The sequence below is a fragment of the Bradyrhizobium sp. B097 genome (assembly GCF_038957035.1).
Classification (GTDB): Bacteria; Pseudomonadota; Alphaproteobacteria; order Rhizobiales; family Xanthobacteraceae; genus Bradyrhizobium.
On record NZ_CP152412.1, the window covers coordinates 1,474,364 to 1,493,177 of the forward strand.

Here is an 18,814-nt window from a genome sequence, read left to right on the forward strand (position 1 = left end):
GATGCCGGGCAACTGATATAGCCGGAATAGGCCGTTAAGGGAATTCTGATGGCCCGTGATTCGCAAGCCGCGCTGATTGCCCTCAACCGGTTTGGATTTGGCGCCCGCGGCGGGGCGGCCGGCGACCTCATCAACGCGGCCTCCGATCCGCGCGGTTTCGTGCTGGCGGAACTGGCGCGTCCGAACGGCGCGCTGCTCGAAGTGCCGGGCCTGCTCTCGACGCCGGAGCTCGGCAAGCAGGTGTTCGACTATCAGTTCGAGATCCAGCAGGCGCGCAATGCCGCGAAAGCCGCGCAGCAAGGCGCGAGCGAGACGCCGCCGCAGGGGCCGGACGCGAAGCCGCAGCAGCGGCGCAATCTGTCGCTGTCGACTGCCGCGAAGGAGATCGCAGGCAAGGATCCGGCGATGCAGCCCCAGCCCGCCGACAACGCCAATGCGGCGATGACGCCGTCGACGATGCAGGCGGTGGCCGGTCCGGCCAAGCCGCCGGCGCAGCCGCTCAACATCATCCAGAAGACGTTTCGCGCCGAGGCGCTGGCGCGGCTGCAACGTGGCGTGGTCGCCGATTGCGGTTTCGTCGAGCGGCTCGTCGTGTTCTGGTCCAACCACTTCTGCATCTCCGCCAACAAGGGCGCGCTGGCGCGGATGTGGGCCGGCTCGTTCGAGCGCGAGGCGATCCGCCCGCATGTGCTTGGCCGCTTCGGCGACATGCTGAAGGCCGTCGAGCAGCATCCGGCGATGCTGTTCTTCCTCGACAACCAGCAATCGCTGGGGCCGGAGTCGCGCGCCGGCATCAACCGCAACCGCGGCCTCAACGAAAACCTCGCCCGCGAGATCATGGAGCTGCATACGCTCGGCGTCGGCGGCGGCTACACCCAGGACGACGTCACTTCGCTGGCGCGCGTCATCACCGGCTGGACCTTTGCCGGCCGGCAGGGCCAGCTCGGCACGCCCGGCAGTTTTGTCTTCAATGCCAATGCGCACCAGCCCGGTCCGCAGCAGGTGCTGGGCAAGACCTATGCGCAGGCGGGCGTCGCGCAGGGCGATGCGGTGCTGTCCGACATCGCGCGGCATCCCTCGACCGCAAAATTCATCGCGACCAAGTTCGCCCGCCATTTCGTCACGGATGATCCGCCGCCGGCGCTGGTGGCGAAGCTGCAGGATACGTTCAGCAAGACCGACGGCGATCTCAGAGCGCTCGCCACCGCGCTCGTTCAGTCGAATGAAGCTTGGCAGGCGCCGCTGACGAAAATGCGCTCGCCTTACGAATTCCTGCTCGCCTCCGGCCGCCTGCTGGCGCGCAATCCGGAGGATCCGGGCCGCTACCTCAACGGCCTCAACGTGCTCGGCCAGCCGCTGTGGTCGCCGGCCGGCCCGAACGGTTTCCCGGATACAGCTGCGGCCTGGGCGGCGCCTGAGGGCATCAAGCTCAGGCTCGACATCTCGGCGCAGCTTGGCTCCCAGCTCGCCGACCGGTTCGACCCGCGCGACCTGCTCGAGTTGATTGCGGCGGATGCCGCTTCGGTCGAGACGCGGCGCACCATCGAGCGTGCGGAATCGCGGCAGCAGGCGCTGGCGCTGCTGCTGATGTCGCCGGAATTCCAGAGGAGATGATCATGGATTGCTCCGAGAGCCTGATGCTGCAGGCGACATCGCGGCGCGCGCTGCTGCTCGGCGGCGCCTCCTTTGCCGCCTGGGCCTATTTGCCGAAATTCGCGCGCGCGGCCGATGGCCGCGATCCGCGCTTCGTCACCATCATCCTGCGCGGTGCGCTCGATGGTCTTGCCACCGTAGCCCCGATCGGTGACCCCGATTATGCCGGCCTGCACGGCGCGATCGCGCTGAAAGCCGATGGACCGAACGCGGCGGTGATGCTGGATCCGTTCTTCGGCCTGCATCCGGCGATGCCGGAATTCGCGCGGATGTATCGGGCCAAGCAGGCCGCGGTGGTCCATGCGGTTGCGACCTCCTATCGCGATCGCTCGCATTTCGATGGCCAGGACGTGCTGGAGAGCGGCTTCCCCGGTCCCGGTCGGGTGCAGTCCGGCTGGCTCAACCGCGCGCTCGAAGCATTGCCGAAGGGCGAGCGGGTGACGCGCGCGCTCGCGGTCGGCCCGACCACGCCGCTGGTGCTGCGCGGCGCAGCGCCGACCGTCGGCTGGGCGCCGACCGCGCTGCCGCAGGCCGCCGACGACACCGCGATGCGGCTGCTCGATCTCTACCAGCACCGCGATCCGACGCTGGCGAGCGCGCTGACGCAGGGCTTGCAGCTCGAGAAACAGGCGCAGGGCAACGAGATGAAGCCGCAGCCCGGCGGCGGCGGCGTCGCGGCGATGCGGCTGGTGGCGCGCGGCGCCGCCAAGCTGATGGCGGCGGATGACGGACCGCGGATCGGTGCACTCGCCTTCGACGGCTGGGATACCCATGCCAATGAAGGCGGGCCGGTCGGCCGGCTCGCGCAGCTGCTCGGCGGGCTCGACGGCGCACTGGCGGAATTTCAGAGCGGCTTAGGTGCGCGCTGGCGCGACACCGTGATCGTGGTCGCCACCGAGTTCGGGCGCACCGCGCGCATCAACGGCACCGAGGGCACCGACCACGGCACCGGCACCATCGCGCTGCTCGTCGGCGGCGCGGTGAACGGCGGTCGGATGATCACCGACTGGCCGGGCCTCAAGCCCGCCAATCTCTACCAGGCCCGCGACCTCGCCCCGACCACCGACCTGCGCGCCGTGATCAAGGGCGTGCTGCACGACCAGTTCGGCCTCGGCGAGCGTGTGCTGGCCGATGCCGTGTTTCCGGACAGCGCGCCGGTAAAGCCGATGAAGGGATTGGTGGCGTAGCACTCGCCACAACCACGGTGTCGTCCCGGCGAAAGCCGGGACCCATTACCACCGAACTCGATTGTTGGAAACGCTGGAGCCACAGCACGCCATGACCACGCGCATTTGTGGTTATGGGTCCCGGCCTTCGCCGGGACGACGCAAGTAATTACCCCTTCGTCATCCCGTCGATCTCCGCCATCTCCTCCGCACTCAGCTTCCAGCTGATCGCTTTCACGTTCTGCTCGATCTGCTCGGGACGCGTCGCGCCGGCGATGACGCTTGCGACTTGCGGGCGGGCGGCGAGCCAGGAGAAGGCGAGCTCGAGCATGGTGTGGCCGCGCGCCTGTGCGAAGGCCTGCAGCTGCTCGACGATGTCCTCGTTGCGCGGCGTGACGTAGCGGTCCTTCAAGGCCGGCGCCTTGGCGAAGCGGGTGTCGGCGGGCGCAGCAGTGCCGCGCTGATACTTGCCGGTTAGAAGACCGCTCGCGAGCGGGAAGAACGGCAGCAGGCCGAGATTGTATTGCTGCGCGGCGGGCAAGAGGTCCTTCTCGATGCCGCGCACCACGAGGCTGTATTCGTCCTGGCAGGACACGAAGCGGTTCACGTTCAGCTCGCGCGCGACGTATTCCGCCTCCGCGATCCGCCATGCCGGGAAATTGGAGTTGCCGATGTAGCGCACCTTGCCCTGGCGCACGAGATCGTCGAGCGCGCGCAGCGTCTCGTCGATCGGGGTCAAGGGATCGTAATCGTGCTGCTGATAGAGATCGATGTAGTCGGTCTTCAGGCGGGTGAGGCTCGCTTCGACCGCGGACATGATGTAGCGCCGCGAGGCGCCCTGTTTGGTGCCGTCGGTCGCCATCGGCTTGGAGAATTTCGTGGCGAGCACGATGTCCTTGCGGCGATCGCCCAGCACGGTGCCGAGCACGGTCTCCGAGCCGCCCATGCCGGCATAGATGTCGGCGGTGTCGAACAGGGTGATGCCGAGATCGATCGCCTTGTGGATCACCTTGCGCGAGGTTTCCAGGTCGGTGCGCTGGCCGAAATTGTTGCAGCCGATGCCGACCGCGGACACGCGCAGGCCGGAGCCGCCGAGATTACGAATTTCCATGAGACAATCCTGTGGGATAGGCGAGGGATGCGGCGCATTGTGACAATCGCGCCGCGGCGCGGCAAGGTGCCGCCCTACCGCCGATCACGCATGGCACCTATCACGCTCAGCAATGTCGAAAAAAAGCGGTCCCGGTCAGACGCGGCGACTGACGGGGACCGCTCGGGGCGAAGATCTGAGACGGGGGGCCTGATCTTACGCAAGCGGAAGCCTAGCCGGGCTTTGTAACGCGCCGGTGACATCTCCATTCCATCCACAGCCCGCGCAGGCGCGCTCAGATGATCTTGCGATAGATGACGAAGCCGGGCTTGTCCGCGACCTTGTCATATAGCTGCATCGCGGTGTGGTTGGTCTCATGCGTTTGCCAGTAGACGCGCGGCGATCCGACGAGTTTCGCCTGCGCGTAGACGCCGTTGATCAAGGCGCGGCCGACGCCCTTGCCGCGCGCGGCCTGGCTGGTGAAGAGATCTTGCAGATAGCAGGTGGGCGCGATCGCCGTGGTCGAGCGGTGAAACAGATAGTGCGTCAGCCCGAGCAGCGCGCCGCCGGCGTCGGCGACCAGTGCATGCACCGGCTCGTAGGCATCGAAGAAGCGCTGCCACGTCATCGCGGTGATCTCGGGCGCGAGCGCGGTCGGTCCTGACCGTTCATAGAAGGCGTTGTAGCCGTCCCACAGAGGAAGCCACTGGGCGTAATCGTCGCGCGTGACGAAGCGGATGGTGACGTCGTCGGACATGAGCGAACCTTGGATGATCCCGCGTTGCACGATGTCTGCGCATCGCTCGCGAAGGTTCTACCGTCGCGATCGCGCGGGATCAATTGCCGACGAAGTCGCGCCTCATTCGGCGGCGCGCAGCAGCCGCGCCAGATGGCGTTCGCGCCCGGCGCGCTGCGCGCGATATTCGTCGGCCCTGGCCGGATCGTCGGTGTGCCGCACAAGGTCGGTCACCGGCGTATAGCTCAGCATGCGACCGCCGTCGGGCAACGCGGTGCAGCTGAAGCGCAGCACCTGGCCGTCGGCGAGATTGAGGTTGATCGGCGTGGAATCGCCCGATCGCATCATCGCGATGCGCTCGGCGATGAACGCGCTCAGCTCGTCTTCCGGCAATTCGTAGGCGCCGGTGTCGCGGCCATGATACATCAGCGCGACGAACGGCGGCTTGCTGTCGGCCTGCGCGTCGGAGAGCGCGAAATATTCGCGGAAGGCGCGGTTGATGAATTCGGCGCGGGTGTCGGCGTCGAGCAGCACGATGCCGATGTCGACCTGGTCGAGCGCGGCGGCGAGCCGCGCCGAGGTGGCGTGATGCTGCTGGTCCGCGGCAAAGGCGTCGATCCATTTCTGCCGCAGCATTCCCGTGATCAGGGCGGTGCCGGCCGCGGTCGCGGCCAGCATCAGCATCCGCGCGACGTCGGCGGTGTCGTAGCCGGGCAGCGCGCGATGATCGAGGAAGAACAGCGCCGAGGCGGCCACCGCGATCGCCGCGGAGATCAGCCCGGAGCTGATGCCGCTGATCGAGCTGGCGAGCGCCACGATGCAGACGAACAGCGGCGCGGGATTGGGGACCGGGATAAGGAGACGGTCGATCAGGAAGGCGGCGAGCGCCGTGATCGCCGTCAGGGCCGGACCTGAAATTGCACGCCAATCAAGCCGCATGCGCGTTCTCGCTATCTGTCAAACGAACGATAAAGCGGTAGTTTGACGACAGCTCCGCAACGGCGCCGGGATTTTCGCCCCGACCGTTAAGCCGGCCTTGCAGGGGCCGAACCAGCTTTCGCTGCTTTCAAATCAAATGATATGCAGATCGGCATGGAACCCGGTTCCGGGCCTGCGGGTTACCGCGTGCTTTGCTTGAAAGAGGACATCGATGCCCGCCATTTCGCCTTCGCTGCTGCCGATCCTGATGCTGTTTGCCTCGAACGTCTTCATGACCTTCGCCTGGTACGGCCATCTCAAGTTCAAGGATCATTCGCTCCCCCTTGTCATCATGGTGAGCTGGGGCATCGCCTTCTTCGAATACTGGCTGGCGGTGCCGGCCAATCGCTGGGGCAGCGCGGTCTATAGCGCCGCGCAGCTCAAGACCATGCAGGAGGTGATCACGCTGGTCGTGTTCGCCGGCTTCTCGGTGTTGTATCTGAAGGAGCCGCTGGGCTGGAATCACGCGCTCGGTTTTGCCTTCATCGCCGCCGGCGCGTTCTTCATCTTCCACAAATGGAGCTAGCGCGTTCGCGCTAGCGGTGCGGAGCCGGCTTGGCGGCAGGCGTCGTGACATGCGCGGGGTGCGCGCGGTCTTCGCCCTGCGTGCCGGTCACGATCAGGAGCGAGGCCGCAAGCAGGATCGCCGCCGACAGCGTCACGGTCACAAGTCCGACGGGGGTCTTCATCATGTCGCGCCGCTGTCTCTCCCGCGCCTCGCCGCGGATCAGGTGCCAAATGGAATTGCCGGATTACGCCGGGATCGATGTCGCCATGCTGATGTTGCTCGCCAGCAGCGTCACGGCGACGACCAGACACAGCGTCAGTGCGCCAAGCGCGAGCAACGCGGCGATCGCGTTGGTCAGGCGGGATGATGCCACTGGGGCATGGCGGCCATGGAAGCCTGCCGTGCCGGACCACCGTTTCATGGTGTAAATCCCTCAGGCCGCGAGCGAATCACTCGCGACATCCGAGCGAATCTGCCCAGCGTCACCGGCAACATTGCGGCGGCGTGGCCCCTCGAAAACGGCGAAAATGCGGCCTTGGCCAGGGTTTTGCCCGTTATTTGGGCTGTTTCCCCGCTATTCCCGGAATTCAGGCTGGTTGTTCAAACGCCTGCGACAAGGCGGGCCTGGGGCTCGGCCCCGGCACCAGGCTGCCAATCCATCGAGACAAATCCGGGGGTCTGCTCGACCCGTTTCAGCCAGGCGCGGATCGACGGGAAGGTCGCAAGGTCGAAGTCGCAGCGGTCGGCGACGTGGGTGTAGCCGTAGAGGGCGATGTCGGCGACCGTGAATTGCTCGGCCGCGAAAAAGGCGTGCCCCTTGAGGTGATTTTCCATCACCTGCAGCGCCGCATAGCCGCGCTCCATCCAGTCCTCCAGCGCGTGCGTCTGCAGGTCGCGCCCGCCCTTGACCAGCGACAGCCAGAAATAGGCGGCGCCGATATTCGGCTCCAGCGCGTGCTGCTCGAAGAACATCCATTGCAGCGCCTCGGCGCGCTCGATCCGCGACTCCGGCGCCAGCGGCGTGCCGATCGCGACGTACCAGAGGATGGCGTTGGACTCGGCGAGATGGCGGCCCTCGGCGACCTCGAGCAACGGCACCTGGCCGCTCGGATTCTTGGCCAGGAAGTCCGGAGTGCGGCTCTCGCCGCGCAGGATGTCGATCTCGATCGCCTGATATGGCGTGTTCAACACCGCAAGCGCCAGCCGGACCTTGTAGCTGTTGCCGGAGCGCTGCATCGAATAGAGCTTGTACATTGCGTCGGTGTTCACTCGGTGCGTCAGGTTCACTTGGTCTGAGACGGTACGCTTGAAAATTGCGCGGCCTGTCACACCGCAATGCCGCTAAACAATGATGCCGACAGGGGTGCGTCGCAAGCCCTGGAACGTGGAAAAAGTCGAAACGTCTACCGCACTGCACGCGTGCAGAACGATTCCATCAACACGGCAGAACAACTCGGATCACGGCTGCGCGACGCTTTGCACGGTGCCGGTCGATGCCGTCGATACCGTGGCCGATACCTCGGCCGACGCGTGGCAATTCACAAACGTTAACGCGCCATCCCGATCGCGCGATGTGCCCGTCGGGGCTGCAACGGACCGCCTGCCGTCGGCACCATCGGGGCACGCGCCGCATAGCAATTGTCCTCGGAGCAATTCGCGCCGGCGCACGCGACCGCAGGCCTTGCCCGCAAGGCTGGAGCGGCCACAGCGGCGCTTGCCGGATATGAGTCATTTGGGGCCGGAACTTGCGGAATATTGCGCATGCTGCGAGCCATGCGGGAAAGTTTTCGTGCTTGACCGCCAAGCTTCTTGCGATGCAGCGGCGACAGGCCTAGGGTGCCGCGATCCCATTCAAATCAAGTCGTGGCCCAACGGCTCACGACGTTTGCCAGGAGATGATAATGGCCTTCCTGTCCGCTGCGCTCGACCGTGTGAAGCCGTCCGCGACGATCGCGGTCACGGACAAAGCACGCGCGCTGAAAGCCGCGGGCCGCAACGTCATCGGCCTCGGCGCCGGCGAGCCTGACTTCGACACGCCCGCCAACATCAAGCTGGCCGCGATCCACGCGATCGAGGCCGGCAAGACCAAGTACACCGATGTCGGCGGCATTCCGGAGCTCAAGGAAGCCATCATCAACAAGTTCTCGCGCGAGAACGGCCTGAGCTACAAGCCGAACCAGATCATCGTCGGCACCGGCGGCAAGCAGGTGCTCTACAATGCGCTGATGGCGACCATCAATCCGGGCGACGAGGTGATCATCCCGGCGCCGTATTGGGTCAGCTATCCCGAGATGGTCGCGCTCGCCGGCGGCGAGTCGGTGCCGGTGGTTTGCCCGGCCTCGACCGGCTTCAAGCTGCGCCCGGAAGATCTCGAGAAGGCGATCACGCCGAAGACCAAGTGGGTGATCCTGTGCTCGCCGTCGAACCCGACCGGCTCGGCCTATACCAGGAGCGAGCTCAAGGCGATCACCGACGTGCTGGTCAGGCATCCGCATGTCTGGGTGATGACCGACGACATGTACGAGCACCTCGTCTATGACGACTTCGTCTTCACCACCGCGGCGCAGGTCGAGCCGAGCCTTTACGAGCGCACGCTGACCGTGAACGGCGTGTCGAAGGCCTACTGCATGACCGGCTGGCGCATCGGCTATGCCGGCGGCCCGGCGCAGCTGATCAAGGCGATGGCGACGATCCAGTCGCAGTCGACCTCGAACCCGTCGTCGATCGCGCAGTGGGCGTCGGTCGAGGCGCTCAACGGTCCGCAGGACTTCATCGCCGCGAACAACAAGGTGTTCAAGGAGCGCCGCGACCTCGTGGTGTCGATGCTCAACCAGGCGAACGGCATCGAGTGCCCGCGGCCGGAAGGCGCGTTCTACGTCTATCCGTCCTGCGCCGGCACGATCGGCAAGAAGGCGCCCTCGGGCAAGGTGATCGACAACGACGAAGCGTTCGTCACCGAGCTGCTCGAGAGCGAAGGCGTCGCCGTCGTGCAGGGGTCGGCGTTCGGCCTCGGACCCGCGTTCCGCATCTCCTACGCCACCAAGACCTCGGATCTCGAGGATGCCTGCAAGCGCATCCAGCGCTTCTGCGGTAATCTGCGGTAATCGATTCCGAACCTGTAAACCAAGAAGCGCTCCCGCACTTCGTGTGGGAGCGCTTCTGTTTGTGTTTGCGTACTCGTCGATCGGGGCAGCGACATCGCGCGCCGGTAAAATCGGTGAGTCAAATCACATCACGCCCATCTCACGCGTGTGTGTACGAACATCGATGCCACACGCGGGAAGTTTTTACGGCGTCTTTGCGAACTGCCTTGTTTTGGACACGACCCTTGCATTCTGTCCGCCGCACAAATTCAGTTCAGTTCACCTTGCGGAGACAGATAATGCGACTTTCGACTCTCACCCTTGCAGCGCTTGCGTTGCTGGCGCCGTTCGCCACCGCCAACGCGGCACCCCAGCAGGTTCAGGCCGGGGTTCTGCAATGCCAGGGCGGCGAGAACGTCGGCTTCGTCGTCGGCTCTGTTGCCCGCCTCGAGTGCGTGTTCCAGAGCGGCGGCCGCCGTCCTGAGCCCTATGTTGCGACCGTGAAGCGGATCGGCGTCGACCTCGGCGTCACCGCGACGACCCAGCTCGCCTGGGCCGTAAGCGCGCCGACCACGCAGCTTCCGCGCGGTGCGCTTGCCGGCAGCTACGGCGGCGTCGGCGTCAACGCGTCGGTCGGCCTCGGTGCCGGCGGCAACTTCCTGTTCGGCGGCCCGAACAACGCCTACGCGCTGCAGCCGATCAGCGTGCAGGGCCAGACCGGCCTCAACGTTGCGGCCGGCATCGCCGGGATCGATCTCGAGCCGGTCCGCACCGCTGGTCCGCGCCGGCATCATCGTCACCACCGTCATCATCACCACCACTAAGCTGGTCGGTGTTCGATCAAAGAGGCCCGCGAAAGCGGGCCTCTTTTTTTGTGGTCCGTTTTTGCCGTGCGTTGCTTGTTGTCTGTTGCATGACAGGGTCAGCAGGGCGCGCGGGGCATAGCAACACCGCCACATCACGTAACAATCGGTGGCCGAGCACCGCAAATTCTGGCTGCACAATCGATGTTATGGCATAGGATGCGCAAGGCGCCGCAGATGCGGCGCCGTTCCGTTCTCTGCTCGCGTCATGCCTCTCAGCCGGAGACTCTCCAACATGCGTCGCTTCACTCTCCTTGTCGGTGCCGCCATCGCCACGCTGACCGCAATCGTTGGCGCCGACGCCCAACAGCCGAGCCAGCGCGTTCAGGTCGGCGTCCTGGAATGCCGCGGTGGCGCGAGTGTCGGCTTCATCGTCGGTTCAGTGACCCATCTCGGTTGCGTGCTGCGCGCCAACGGCCTGCCTGAGGATCGCTACATCGCGACCATCCAGAAGGTCGGCATCGATCTCGGCATCACCCAGGAATCGGCGCTGGCCTGGGGCGTCTACGCACCGGTAGAGCGGCTCGGGCCGGGTGCGCTCTCCGGCAATTACGCCGGCGCGCAGGGCAGTGCGACGCTCGGCGTCGGCGTCGGCGGCAATGTGCTGGTCGGCGGCTCCGACAACACGATCGCCCTGCAGCCGCTCAGCGTGCAGGGCCAGGTCGGCGTCAACATCGCCGCCGGCCTCGAGAGCCTGGAGCTCCGTCCGGGCCGCTAACGCGCGCGCGCACCGTTCTGCATTCCGCCGAAGAAGCCGCGGGCTTCTTCGGCAACGATCCCGGGCGCTTCGGCGTGAACATAGTGCCCGGTGTCGACGAAGCTGATCGAAGGTTCGCTCCAATAGTCCCCCAGCCGGTCCGACCATTCCGGCGAGATCAGCGGATCACGGCGGCCCCAGAGAAAGCGCGAAGGGATTTCGATGCGCGGCTGCAGCGGCAGTCTGCCTTCCAGCCAGAGCCGGCGATTGGGCGCGGACGAGAGATACCAGTCGAAGCCGCCCTGGATGTTGCCCGGCTTCATGAAGTTATCGACATAGGCTTCGAGCAGGTCGCCGAATACGGCGGGATCGTCGGCCGACCAATGCTCGAGGAAATGGCGGAAGTAGAGCCGGCATGACTCGCGCGAGCTTCCGACCAGTTGCGCAGCCCATGGCAGCTGCTGGAAGTATTGATACCAGACCTCGATCAGGTGGCCGGGCTCGCCGTAGCGTTGGCCGAGGCCCGGATAGGGCGTGCAGAGATAGAGCGTCCCTCGCAGCCGCCGCGGCTGACGATGCGACATCGCCTGCATGACATAGGCGCCGAGATCGCCGCCGATCACGCCGAAGCGGTCATGACCGAGCGCGTCCATGACCGCGAACATGTCCAGCGCGTGGCGCTCCGCCGTGGCGGACGCGTCAGGTCCCGGCACCGGCTTGCCGGTGTCGCCGCAGCCGCGCAGGTCCGGCGCGATCAGCTCGAAACTGTCGCCGAGCCGCAGCATCAGTGGGCGCCACACCAGCCAGAACTCCGGCCAGCCGTGGAGCAGGAGCAGCGGCGGCCCCTTGCCGAAACGCGCGACGTTGACGAACAGGCCGCCGATATCGATCTTCTGTTGCGTGATGCCTGCCGCGGCCGCGTCCGCGAAGGCTTTTTCCAGTGCCGTCATGGCGACCTCCTGTGGTTTGCCGCAGGCTGTCCGCGTTCGCGCGTCCGGTCCAATACCCGTTCGATACGGTAGCAGAGCTATTGCGTATGGCTGCCGGCGCCGGCCGCCGTGCTATATCGCCGGCATGGAATTGCGACACCTCAGATATTTCGTGGCGCTCGGCGAGGAATTAAATTTCACCCGCGCGGCCGAGCGGCTGCGCATCGCGCAGCCGCCGCTGAGCCAGCAGATCCGCCAGCTCGAGGACGAGCTCGGCGTGACGCTGCTGCAGCGGAATAGCCGTCCTGTCAGGCTCACCGAGGCCGGCGAGCTGTTTCTGGCGCGCGCACGCGCGCTGCTCGCAAGTTTCGAGAGTGCGGTGGCCGATACCCGGCGCGTCGGCCGCGGCCAGGCCGGCAAGCTCGCAATCGGATTCGTCGGCTCCGCCATGTTTGCCGGCCTGCCCGATATTATCGGCGCCTATCGCGATGCCTGTCCCGATGTCGAGCTCGTGCTCGACGAGATGCTGGCGGCCGAGATCGCCGAGGCATTGCGGCGGCGCCGGATCGATGTCGGCTTCGCACGCCCGGCGCTGTTGCCCGAAGCGGGGCTCGCGCAGCGTCTGATCCTCGATGAGCCCTATGTCGCGGCGCTGCCGCGCGCGCATCCCCTCGCGGCGCGCGGCGACATTGCGCTCGCCGAACTGTCCGACGATGCCTTCGTGCTCTATCCGGCGCAGCCGGAGCCTTCGGTCACCGGCCTGATCGTCGCCGCCTGCCAGGCCGCCGGCTTCACGCCGCGGCTCGCGCAGGAAGTTCTGCATCTGCAAACCGCGATCGGCCTGATCGCCGCCGGTGTCGGCGTGTCGCTCGTACCTGAAGGCGCGGCGCGCGCGCAAACCGGTCGTGGCATGTCGTACGTTCGGCTTGCCGCGCCGGCGGTGACGGCTCCGCTCACGATTGCGTGGCGCGAGGAAGATGTGTCTCCTGCCGTGCAGCGCCTGCTCGACATCGCGCAGCGCTGGCGCGAGATTGCGCCGTTCAGGAACTGACGCATCGGACGCAATCGTCCGGCGAATGGCGGTGCGCAGCTCCGCTATCGCAAACTCCCGCGACGCCGCACCGCAGCGACGTTTTCCCGCTTGCCAAATGTCAAACGCAGGCAGAGCATAAACGGTCGCCGACCCAATCATGGGCCGAGCTCCAACACGAGGAGGCGGCAATGGGACAAGACGTCAGAAGTCCCCGAGGTCCACGGTGCATCGCGCTGGTGGGCCCTTTCCAAAGCGGTAAAACCACACTTCTGGAAGCGATCCTGGCGCGCACTGGCGCCATCAAGACTGCCGGCAGCGTCGATGCCGGAACCTCCGTCGGCGATGCTAGCCCCGAGGCACGTCAACACAAGATGGGCGTAGGCCTGACCGCCGCGACCACCACCTTTATGGGGGACAGCTACACCTTTATCGATTGCCCCGGCTCGATCGAATTCGCGCACGACATGCGTGCCGCGTTGCCGGCGGTCGATGCCGCGGTCGTGGTCTGCGAGGCTGACGAGAAGAAGCTGCCGCAGCTGCAGATCATCCTGCGCGAGCTCGAGGAGCTCGGGATTCCCCGTTTCCTGTTCCTGAACAAGATCGACCGCGCCAACAAGCGCGTCCGCGAGACGCTTGCGACGCTACAGCCGGCGTCGCGCGTGCCGCTGGTGCTGCGCCAGATCCCGATCTGGAACGGCGATCTGATCGAAGGCTTCGTCGATCTCGCGCTGGAGCGCGCCTTCGTCTATCGCGAGCATAAGCCGTCGGAGGTGATGGCGCTGGAAGGCGGCAATCTCGATCGCGAGAAGGAAGCGCGCTTCTCGATGCTGGAGAAGCTCGCCGATCACGACGATGCGTTGATGGAGCAGTTGCTGGAGGATATCCAGCCGCCGCGCGATGCCGTGTTCGACGATCTCGCACGCGAACTGCGCGAAGGGCTGATTTGTCCGGTGCTGCTTGGCGCGGCGAGCCGCGAGAACGGCGTGCTCCGCCTGATGAAGGCGCTGCGCCACGAGGCGCCCGGGGTCACTGAGACCGCTGCGCGGCTCGGCATCAAGGACCAGAAGGATGCGCTGGCCTATGTGTTCAAGACCGTGCACCTGCAGCACGGCGGCAAGCTGTCGCTGGCGCGCGTGCTCGCAGGCCGGCTCGACGACGGCGCGACGCTGCAATCCTCAAGCGGCGAGAGCGGGCGGGTTTCCGGCATCCTCGCGGTCTCGGGTACGCATGACAGCAAGCGGCCGCAGGCCGAAGCCGGCGACGCGGTCGCGCTCGGCAAGCTCGATGCGATCAAGACCGGCGATACGGTATCGAGCGGCAAGACCGCCCCGGCCTCGCTGGTCAAGATCGAGCCGGTGGCGGCGGTGCTGTCGATCTCGATCGCCGCGACCGACCGCAAGGACGACGTCAAGCTCGGCCAGGCGCTGCTGCGGTTGAACGAGGAGGATCCCTCGCTGACGATGATCCAGAACCCGCGCACCCACGACACCGTGCTGTGGGGGCAGGGCGAGATGCATCTGCGCGTTGCGCAGGAACGGCTGAAGGACCGCTACGGCGTCAACGTCAAATCGCATCCGCCGGCGATCGGCTATCAGGAGACCATCCGCAAGGCGGTCACCCAGCGCGGCCGGCATAAGAAGCAGTCGGGCGGCCACGGCCAGTTCGGAGACGTCGTGCTCGACATCAAGCCGAAGCCGCGCGGAAGCGGTTTCGAATTCCACGAGAAGGTGGTCGGCGGCGCGGTGCCGCGCAACTATATCGGCGCGGTGGAGGAGGGGGTGGTCGACGCGCTCACGCGCGGCCCGCTCGGCTTCCCAGTGATCGACGTCGACGTCACGCTGACCGACGGCTCCTATCACAGCGTAGACTCCTCCGACCTTGCGTTCCGCACCGCGGCGCGGGTCGGCGTCAGCGAGGCGCTGCCGCAGTGCCAGCCGGTGCTGCTGGAGCCGATCCACGTGGTCGAGATCGTCTGTCCGACCGATGCGACCGCCAAGATCAACGCGATCCTGTCGGCGCGTCGCGGCCAGATCCTCGGCTTCGACACCCGCGAGGGCTGGAGCGGCTGGGACTGCGTCCGTGCCACGATGCCGGAATCCGAGATCGGCGACCTCATCGTCGAACTGCGCTCCGCGACCGCCGGCGCCGGCACGTTTACCCGCCAGTTCGACCGCATGGCCGAAGTGACGGGCCGCGCCGCCGACCAGATCATCGCCGCGCATCGCGACGCGGCGTGAGGCTGTAACAGTCATCCCGGGCGCGCAAAACTTGCGCCCGGGACTCGCGGCTACATTTGGTTCTGTCACTATCGGCCTGCAACGATGTGCAATTACACATTGTAGAATGACCGACACTATCCCGCCACGGAGTGCGCCTACTCGTCGATCCCGGTTTGGACGGTGAGGGCAGGACCGTGCGCGTGTGGTCGAAAGTTGCCGCGTTGGCAGGCGTACTGTTGATGCATGGCGTATTTGCGCAAGACAAGCCGATGGAATTGACGCCGGCCGGCAAGGCCGTTTTGCAGGATTTGATCGCGGAGAGGCCCTCACCCTACGACACTCCCTCGTCTGGCCCCCTGCCAATGTGCGCGTTTCCCGGCGGTCTGTGTGGAGCGGTGCACCGCGACGGTACGGTCGCGGTATTTCCCCGCTACGACTGGATCGGCACATTCTCGGATCAGCGGGCCGCCGTCCGCCTCGGCGGTCTCTACGGCTTCATCGACGAGGACGGCCACGAGATCGTCAAGCCACAATACCGCATCGTCGACGACTATCGGTTCGGCTTCGCGCAGGTCGATGTGGATGGAAGGTCCGGTCTGATCGACCAGGACGGCAAGATGGTGATCGAGCCGAAATATGGATTCATCCGAGCGATCAGTCCTGATCGTTTTGCCGTATCGGAAGACCGGCACCTGGGCGGTATGACCGGCGGGGAGGACTTTTCCAGTAGCCGGGTCGCGTTTACGCCGTCCGGCGAAGCGAGCTTCAGCGTCAGCGCCCCTGAGCCGTCCCTCACCGATGTCATCGACGTCCAGGGCCGATTGATCGAGTCGCGCAAACCGCCGATTCCCGGGTTCGACAACAATCCGGCACTCCGCTGGGTGCAAAAGGACAAGCTTTGGGGGCTGATGCGCGCTGACGGAAGCTGGCTCGTCGAGCCGAAATTCCAGCAGGTGAGTGCGTTGAATAACGGGCTCGCACGCGTGACCGTCAACGGCAAGGTCGGCTTTATCGACCGGCGGGGAAACTTCGTCATCGAGCCGGTTTTCGACAAAGCCGGGTGGTTCATTGCGGGCTTCGATCGCACCTCGGCCGAGCGCGACGGCATCGTGGGCGTGATCGACAAGTCAGGTGCATGGATTTTCCAGACCAATTATCAACAGCTTCAGTTTGCCTTTGCCAGCCTCAAGTCCGATCACCCGGGCGCTGTGTTCGGCTGGCGCTTCAAGACGGCCGACCGGTGGGGGCTTTTAGACCTCAATGGCCGCGTAATTATCGACGCCGAATACGATCAGCCGATCGGGCAATGCGCCGATGGCCGGCTCAACGCGTACAAGAACAAGGAAGCGCTCTACTTCAAGGCGGACGGCAGCCCGTTGCAGCCGCCCGACGGCCGGCTTATCGACGCGTCGTGCTATGGCGGCACTCCGCCATTCATTCTGAAGATCGGAGACAAATTCGGTTTGGTCGACGCCGGCTCGAACCCAGTGACGCCTGTGGTGTTTGACGCGATCGTCTGGGCCGGACCGGACGTCAAGAATGCCAAGCTTCATGGCAAATGGGGTCGCCTTGGGCCCGATGGACATTGGGTGCTCGAACTCAAATTCGACTACCTCTCAACCGGCGCCGGCCTCTTCGTCGCATCGATCCACGGCAAGCGCGGCTTCATGCGCTCGGACGGATCATGGCTGATCGAGCCGAAATTCGACGCAGCCGCACTGCGTCGCGAAAATGACACCGCCTTTGTGACCCTGTCCGGAGCGACCGGCGTGCTCCGGCTTTCGGATCAATCCTGGGTCATTCCGCCGCGGCCGGGCGTTCTGTGCGATGTCAGTATCAGTCCCGTGATGGTGTCGGAAGCCGCGGGCAAGCGCGCTATCCTGTCGCGAACCGGGGAGACGTGGATCGACATTGGCGCCGAACGCGTGGGGGTCAACGTCGATTTCGGCCTCCTGACCTTTCTCAGGGACGGCAAGTGGGGGCTGGTCGATACCGCCGGGCTAGTGATGGTCGAGCCGCAGTTCGACGAGCCGGTCTACTTCACGCCGCGCCTACGCGGCGTGGCGTGGGCCAAGCGCGACGGCAAATGGTGTGCGATCGACCGGCGCGCTCACTCGGTCCCGGGCGTCGCATGCCTCGATACCAACCCCCTGGGTCGCGACAACCGCTTCGAGTGCAAAGTTGAGCGGTGACTTCCTGCGATCACGCCCTGCGCGGGCGTGATCGTTGGCAGGATGGCCGGAGGCCGCTAGCTTGTGTCCCTGATGGGGGCGCAACGACATCATGCTTGAATCCCGCCGTAACCTGGCGCTGGCCTGCGCGCTCAGCGCGCTGGCCGGCTATGTAGACGGAATCGGCTATCTGCATCTCGGCGGGCTGTTCGTCTCCTTTATGAGCGGCAACTCGACGCGGCTCGGCGTGACCTTGGCCGAGGGCCATTGGCAGCACGCTCTGGATGCGCTGGAACTGATCGTGCTGTTCGTCGCCGGCGCTGCGGCCGGCAGCCTCATCGTGCTCAGCCGCATCGCGCATCGCCAGCCCCTGGTCCTGCTGGTCGAGGCGCTGCTGCTGATGGCGGCGGCGATCGCCTATGCCTACGGCCTGCCGAACACCGCGGTCGCCGCCATCGTGCTGGCGATGGGGCTCGAGAACGCCGTGTTCCAGCTCGAAGGCGGGGCCGGGCTTGGCTTGACCTATGTCACGGGAGCGCTGGTGAAAGCGGGGCAGCTGATCGCCGCCGCGCTGACCGGCGGTGCGCCCTGGGCCTGGCTGCCCAACGTATTGCTGTGGGCGGCGCTGGTCGCGGGCGCTCTGCTCGGGGCACTTGCCTACCGCTGGATCAGTCTCGGTGCGATCTGGTTTGCCGCGGGCTCCGCGTTCACCCTCAGCGCGCTGGTTGCCGCAACCGCGAAGCGGATGGATTGACAGCGCGCCTGCCTTGGCCGATGTCACGGCCATGACATCCCAAGGCGACACCCAAGGCAGCACCCAAGGCAAAACCCGCGCCGCGTGCCTGATCGGCTGGCCGGCGGCGCATTCCCGCTCGCCGCTGATCCATCATTACTGGCTGCGCACGCTCGGCATCGAGGGCGGCTATGTGATCGAGGCGGTCCCGCCGGAGGATTTCAAGGATTTCCTGTTCCGCCTGTCGCTGCGCGGCTTCGTCGGCGCCAACGTCACCCGTCCGCACAAGGAGCACGCGCTGGCGCTCTCGGCCCCGGACGCGCGCGCCCGCGCCGTCGGCGCCGCCAACACCCTGTGGTTCGCCGATGGCGAGCTGCGCTCCACCAACACCGATGTCGAAGGCTTCATCAACAATCTCGACGCCAGCGCGCCCGGCTGGGACAAGACGGAGGATGCGCTGGTGCTCGGCGCCGGCGGCGCTGCGCGTGCGGTGGTGTTCGGCCTGATCGAGCGCGGGATTGCGCGCGTGCATCTGGTCAACCGCACCATCGACCGCGCCCGCGCGCTTGCCGACCAGTTCGGCGCGCGCGTTCATCCCGCGACGTGGGACATGGTCGGCGAACTGCTGCCGCGCGCCGGCCTGCTGGTGAACACGACGTCGCTCGGCATGCATGGCCAGCCGGCGCTCGAGGTCGATGTGGCGTTGCTCCCGCAGAGCGCGGTTGTTTCCGACATTGTCTATGTGCCGCTGGTGACGCCGTTGCTTGCGGCGGCAGAGGCGCGCGGGCTGAAGACCGCCGACGGGCTCGGCATGCTGCTGCATCAGGCGGTACGCGGTTTCGAGCTGTGGTTCGGCCAGCGCCCGCACGTCACGCCGGAACTGCGTGCCCTCGTTGAGGCCGATCTCACAAAGACTTGAGGCCTGGAATAGCGTCTCCGGAGCGGTGTCTCGTGT

Annotated in this window: 18 protein-coding genes; 11 read left to right on the forward strand and 7 right to left on the reverse strand. The window is 65.9% G+C overall.

The genetic code is table 11. The annotated features are described in order from the left end of the window. Positions 1 to 48 precede the first annotated feature (48 nt). Positions 49 to 1,614 (forward strand): DUF1800 family protein, encoded by a 1,566-nt coding sequence (locus tag AAFG07_RS06705; RefSeq protein WP_342726542.1) that lies wholly within the window; start codon positions 49 to 51, stop codon positions 1,612 to 1,614. Beyond that, complete coding sequence (locus tag AAFG07_RS06710; protein WP_342726543.1) at positions 1,611 to 2,840, forward strand: DUF1501 domain-containing protein; 1,230 nt, start codon at positions 1,611 to 1,613, stop codon at positions 2,838 to 2,840. Before AAFG07_RS06705 ends, AAFG07_RS06710 begins: the two co-directional genes overlap by 4 nt. Before the next feature lie 148 nt (positions 2,841 to 2,988). Here the strand turns inward: AAFG07_RS06710 and AAFG07_RS06715 are convergent, their stop codons facing one another. The 3 genes from AAFG07_RS06715 to AAFG07_RS06725 form a co-directional block, all read right to left on the reverse strand. Further along, positions 2,989 to 3,930 (reverse strand): aldo/keto reductase, encoded by a 942-nt coding sequence (locus tag AAFG07_RS06715; protein WP_342726544.1) that lies wholly within the window; start codon positions 3,928 to 3,930, stop codon positions 2,989 to 2,991. A 274-nt stretch (positions 3,931 to 4,204) separates the two neighbouring features. After that, positions 4,205 to 4,666: a GNAT family N-acetyltransferase gene (locus AAFG07_RS06720; protein WP_342726545.1), complete on the reverse strand. Its 462-nt coding sequence runs from the start codon at positions 4,664 to 4,666 to the stop codon at positions 4,205 to 4,207. A 102-nt stretch (positions 4,667 to 4,768) separates the two neighbouring features. After that, positions 4,769 to 5,584: a PAS-domain containing protein gene (locus AAFG07_RS06725; RefSeq protein WP_342726546.1), complete on the reverse strand. Its 816-nt coding sequence runs from the start codon at positions 5,582 to 5,584 to the stop codon at positions 4,769 to 4,771. A gap of 211 nt (positions 5,585 to 5,795) precedes the next feature. On the opposite strand from AAFG07_RS06725, the gene AAFG07_RS06730 reads away from it, so the two are divergent. Then, entirely contained in the window at positions 5,796 to 6,149 is a 354-nt protein-coding gene (locus tag AAFG07_RS06730; RefSeq protein WP_212016991.1) for a DMT family protein, read from the forward strand. 10 nt (positions 6,150 to 6,159) lie between these two features. Here AAFG07_RS06730 and AAFG07_RS06735 read toward each other — a convergent pair whose 3' ends face one another. From AAFG07_RS06735 to AAFG07_RS06745, 3 genes are all read right to left on the reverse strand, one after another. Beyond that, positions 6,160 to 6,315: a hypothetical protein gene (locus tag AAFG07_RS06735; RefSeq protein WP_176533486.1), complete on the reverse strand. Its 156-nt coding sequence runs from the start codon at positions 6,313 to 6,315 to the stop codon at positions 6,160 to 6,162. A 60-nt stretch (positions 6,316 to 6,375) separates the two neighbouring features. Then, positions 6,376 to 6,552, reverse strand: a complete 177-nt coding sequence (locus tag AAFG07_RS06740) for a hypothetical protein (RefSeq protein ID WP_342726547.1) — start codon at positions 6,550 to 6,552, stop codon at positions 6,376 to 6,378. Positions 6,553 to 6,731: 179 nt separating this feature from the next. After that, a complete protein-coding gene (locus tag AAFG07_RS06745; protein ID WP_092117422.1) occupies positions 6,732 to 7,385 on the reverse strand; it encodes a glutathione S-transferase family protein in 654 nt (217 codons plus the stop codon). Positions 7,386 to 8,032: 647 nt separating this feature from the next. On the opposite strand from AAFG07_RS06745, the gene AAFG07_RS06750 reads away from it, so the two are divergent. The 3 genes from AAFG07_RS06750 (at position 8,033) to AAFG07_RS06760 (ending at position 10,795) form a co-directional block, all read left to right on the forward strand. Further along, the gene (locus AAFG07_RS06750) at positions 8,033 to 9,235 is read left to right on the forward strand and encodes a pyridoxal phosphate-dependent aminotransferase (protein WP_092117420.1); all 1,203 of its coding nucleotides are present in this window, start codon (positions 8,033 to 8,035) and stop codon (positions 9,233 to 9,235) included. Between the two features lie 278 nt (positions 9,236 to 9,513). After that, positions 9,514 to 10,038: a DUF992 domain-containing protein gene (locus AAFG07_RS06755; protein ID WP_212316213.1), complete on the forward strand. Its 525-nt coding sequence runs from the start codon at positions 9,514 to 9,516 to the stop codon at positions 10,036 to 10,038. 274 nt (positions 10,039 to 10,312) lie between these two features. Then, the gene (locus AAFG07_RS06760; protein ID WP_342726548.1) at positions 10,313 to 10,795 is read left to right on the forward strand and encodes a DUF992 domain-containing protein; all 483 of its coding nucleotides are present in this window, start codon (positions 10,313 to 10,315) and stop codon (positions 10,793 to 10,795) included. Here the strand turns inward: AAFG07_RS06760 and AAFG07_RS06765 are convergent. Continuing rightward, positions 10,792 to 11,724: an alpha/beta hydrolase gene (locus tag AAFG07_RS06765; protein ID WP_342726549.1), complete on the reverse strand. Its 933-nt coding sequence runs from the start codon at positions 11,722 to 11,724 to the stop codon at positions 10,792 to 10,794. The genes AAFG07_RS06760 and AAFG07_RS06765 overlap by 4 nt on opposite strands. A gap of 124 nt (positions 11,725 to 11,848) precedes the next feature. Between AAFG07_RS06765 and AAFG07_RS06770 the strand changes: the two genes are divergently transcribed. The 5 genes from AAFG07_RS06770 (at position 11,849) to AAFG07_RS06790 (ending at position 18,778) form a co-directional block, all read left to right on the forward strand. Next, positions 11,849 to 12,754: a LysR substrate-binding domain-containing protein gene (locus AAFG07_RS06770; protein WP_342726550.1), complete on the forward strand. Its 906-nt coding sequence runs from the start codon at positions 11,849 to 11,851 to the stop codon at positions 12,752 to 12,754. Positions 12,755 to 12,924: 170 nt separating this feature from the next. Next, on the forward strand, positions 12,925 to 14,973 hold the full coding sequence (locus AAFG07_RS06775) for an elongation factor G (protein ID WP_342726551.1): 2,049 nt from the start codon (positions 12,925 to 12,927) through the stop codon (positions 14,971 to 14,973). A gap of 182 nt (positions 14,974 to 15,155) precedes the next feature. After that, positions 15,156 to 17,147 (forward strand): WG repeat-containing protein, encoded by a 1,992-nt coding sequence (locus AAFG07_RS06780; protein ID WP_342726552.1) that lies wholly within the window; start codon positions 15,156 to 15,158, stop codon positions 17,145 to 17,147. 91 nt (positions 17,148 to 17,238) lie between these two features. Further along, on the forward strand, positions 17,239 to 17,880 hold the full coding sequence (locus AAFG07_RS06785; protein WP_342726553.1) for a YoaK family protein: 642 nt from the start codon (positions 17,239 to 17,241) through the stop codon (positions 17,878 to 17,880). Between the two features lie 31 nt (positions 17,881 to 17,911). After that, on the forward strand, positions 17,912 to 18,778 hold the full coding sequence (locus tag AAFG07_RS06790) for a shikimate dehydrogenase (RefSeq protein WP_342726554.1): 867 nt from the start codon (positions 17,912 to 17,914) through the stop codon (positions 18,776 to 18,778). Positions 18,779 to 18,814 lie beyond the last annotated feature (36 nt).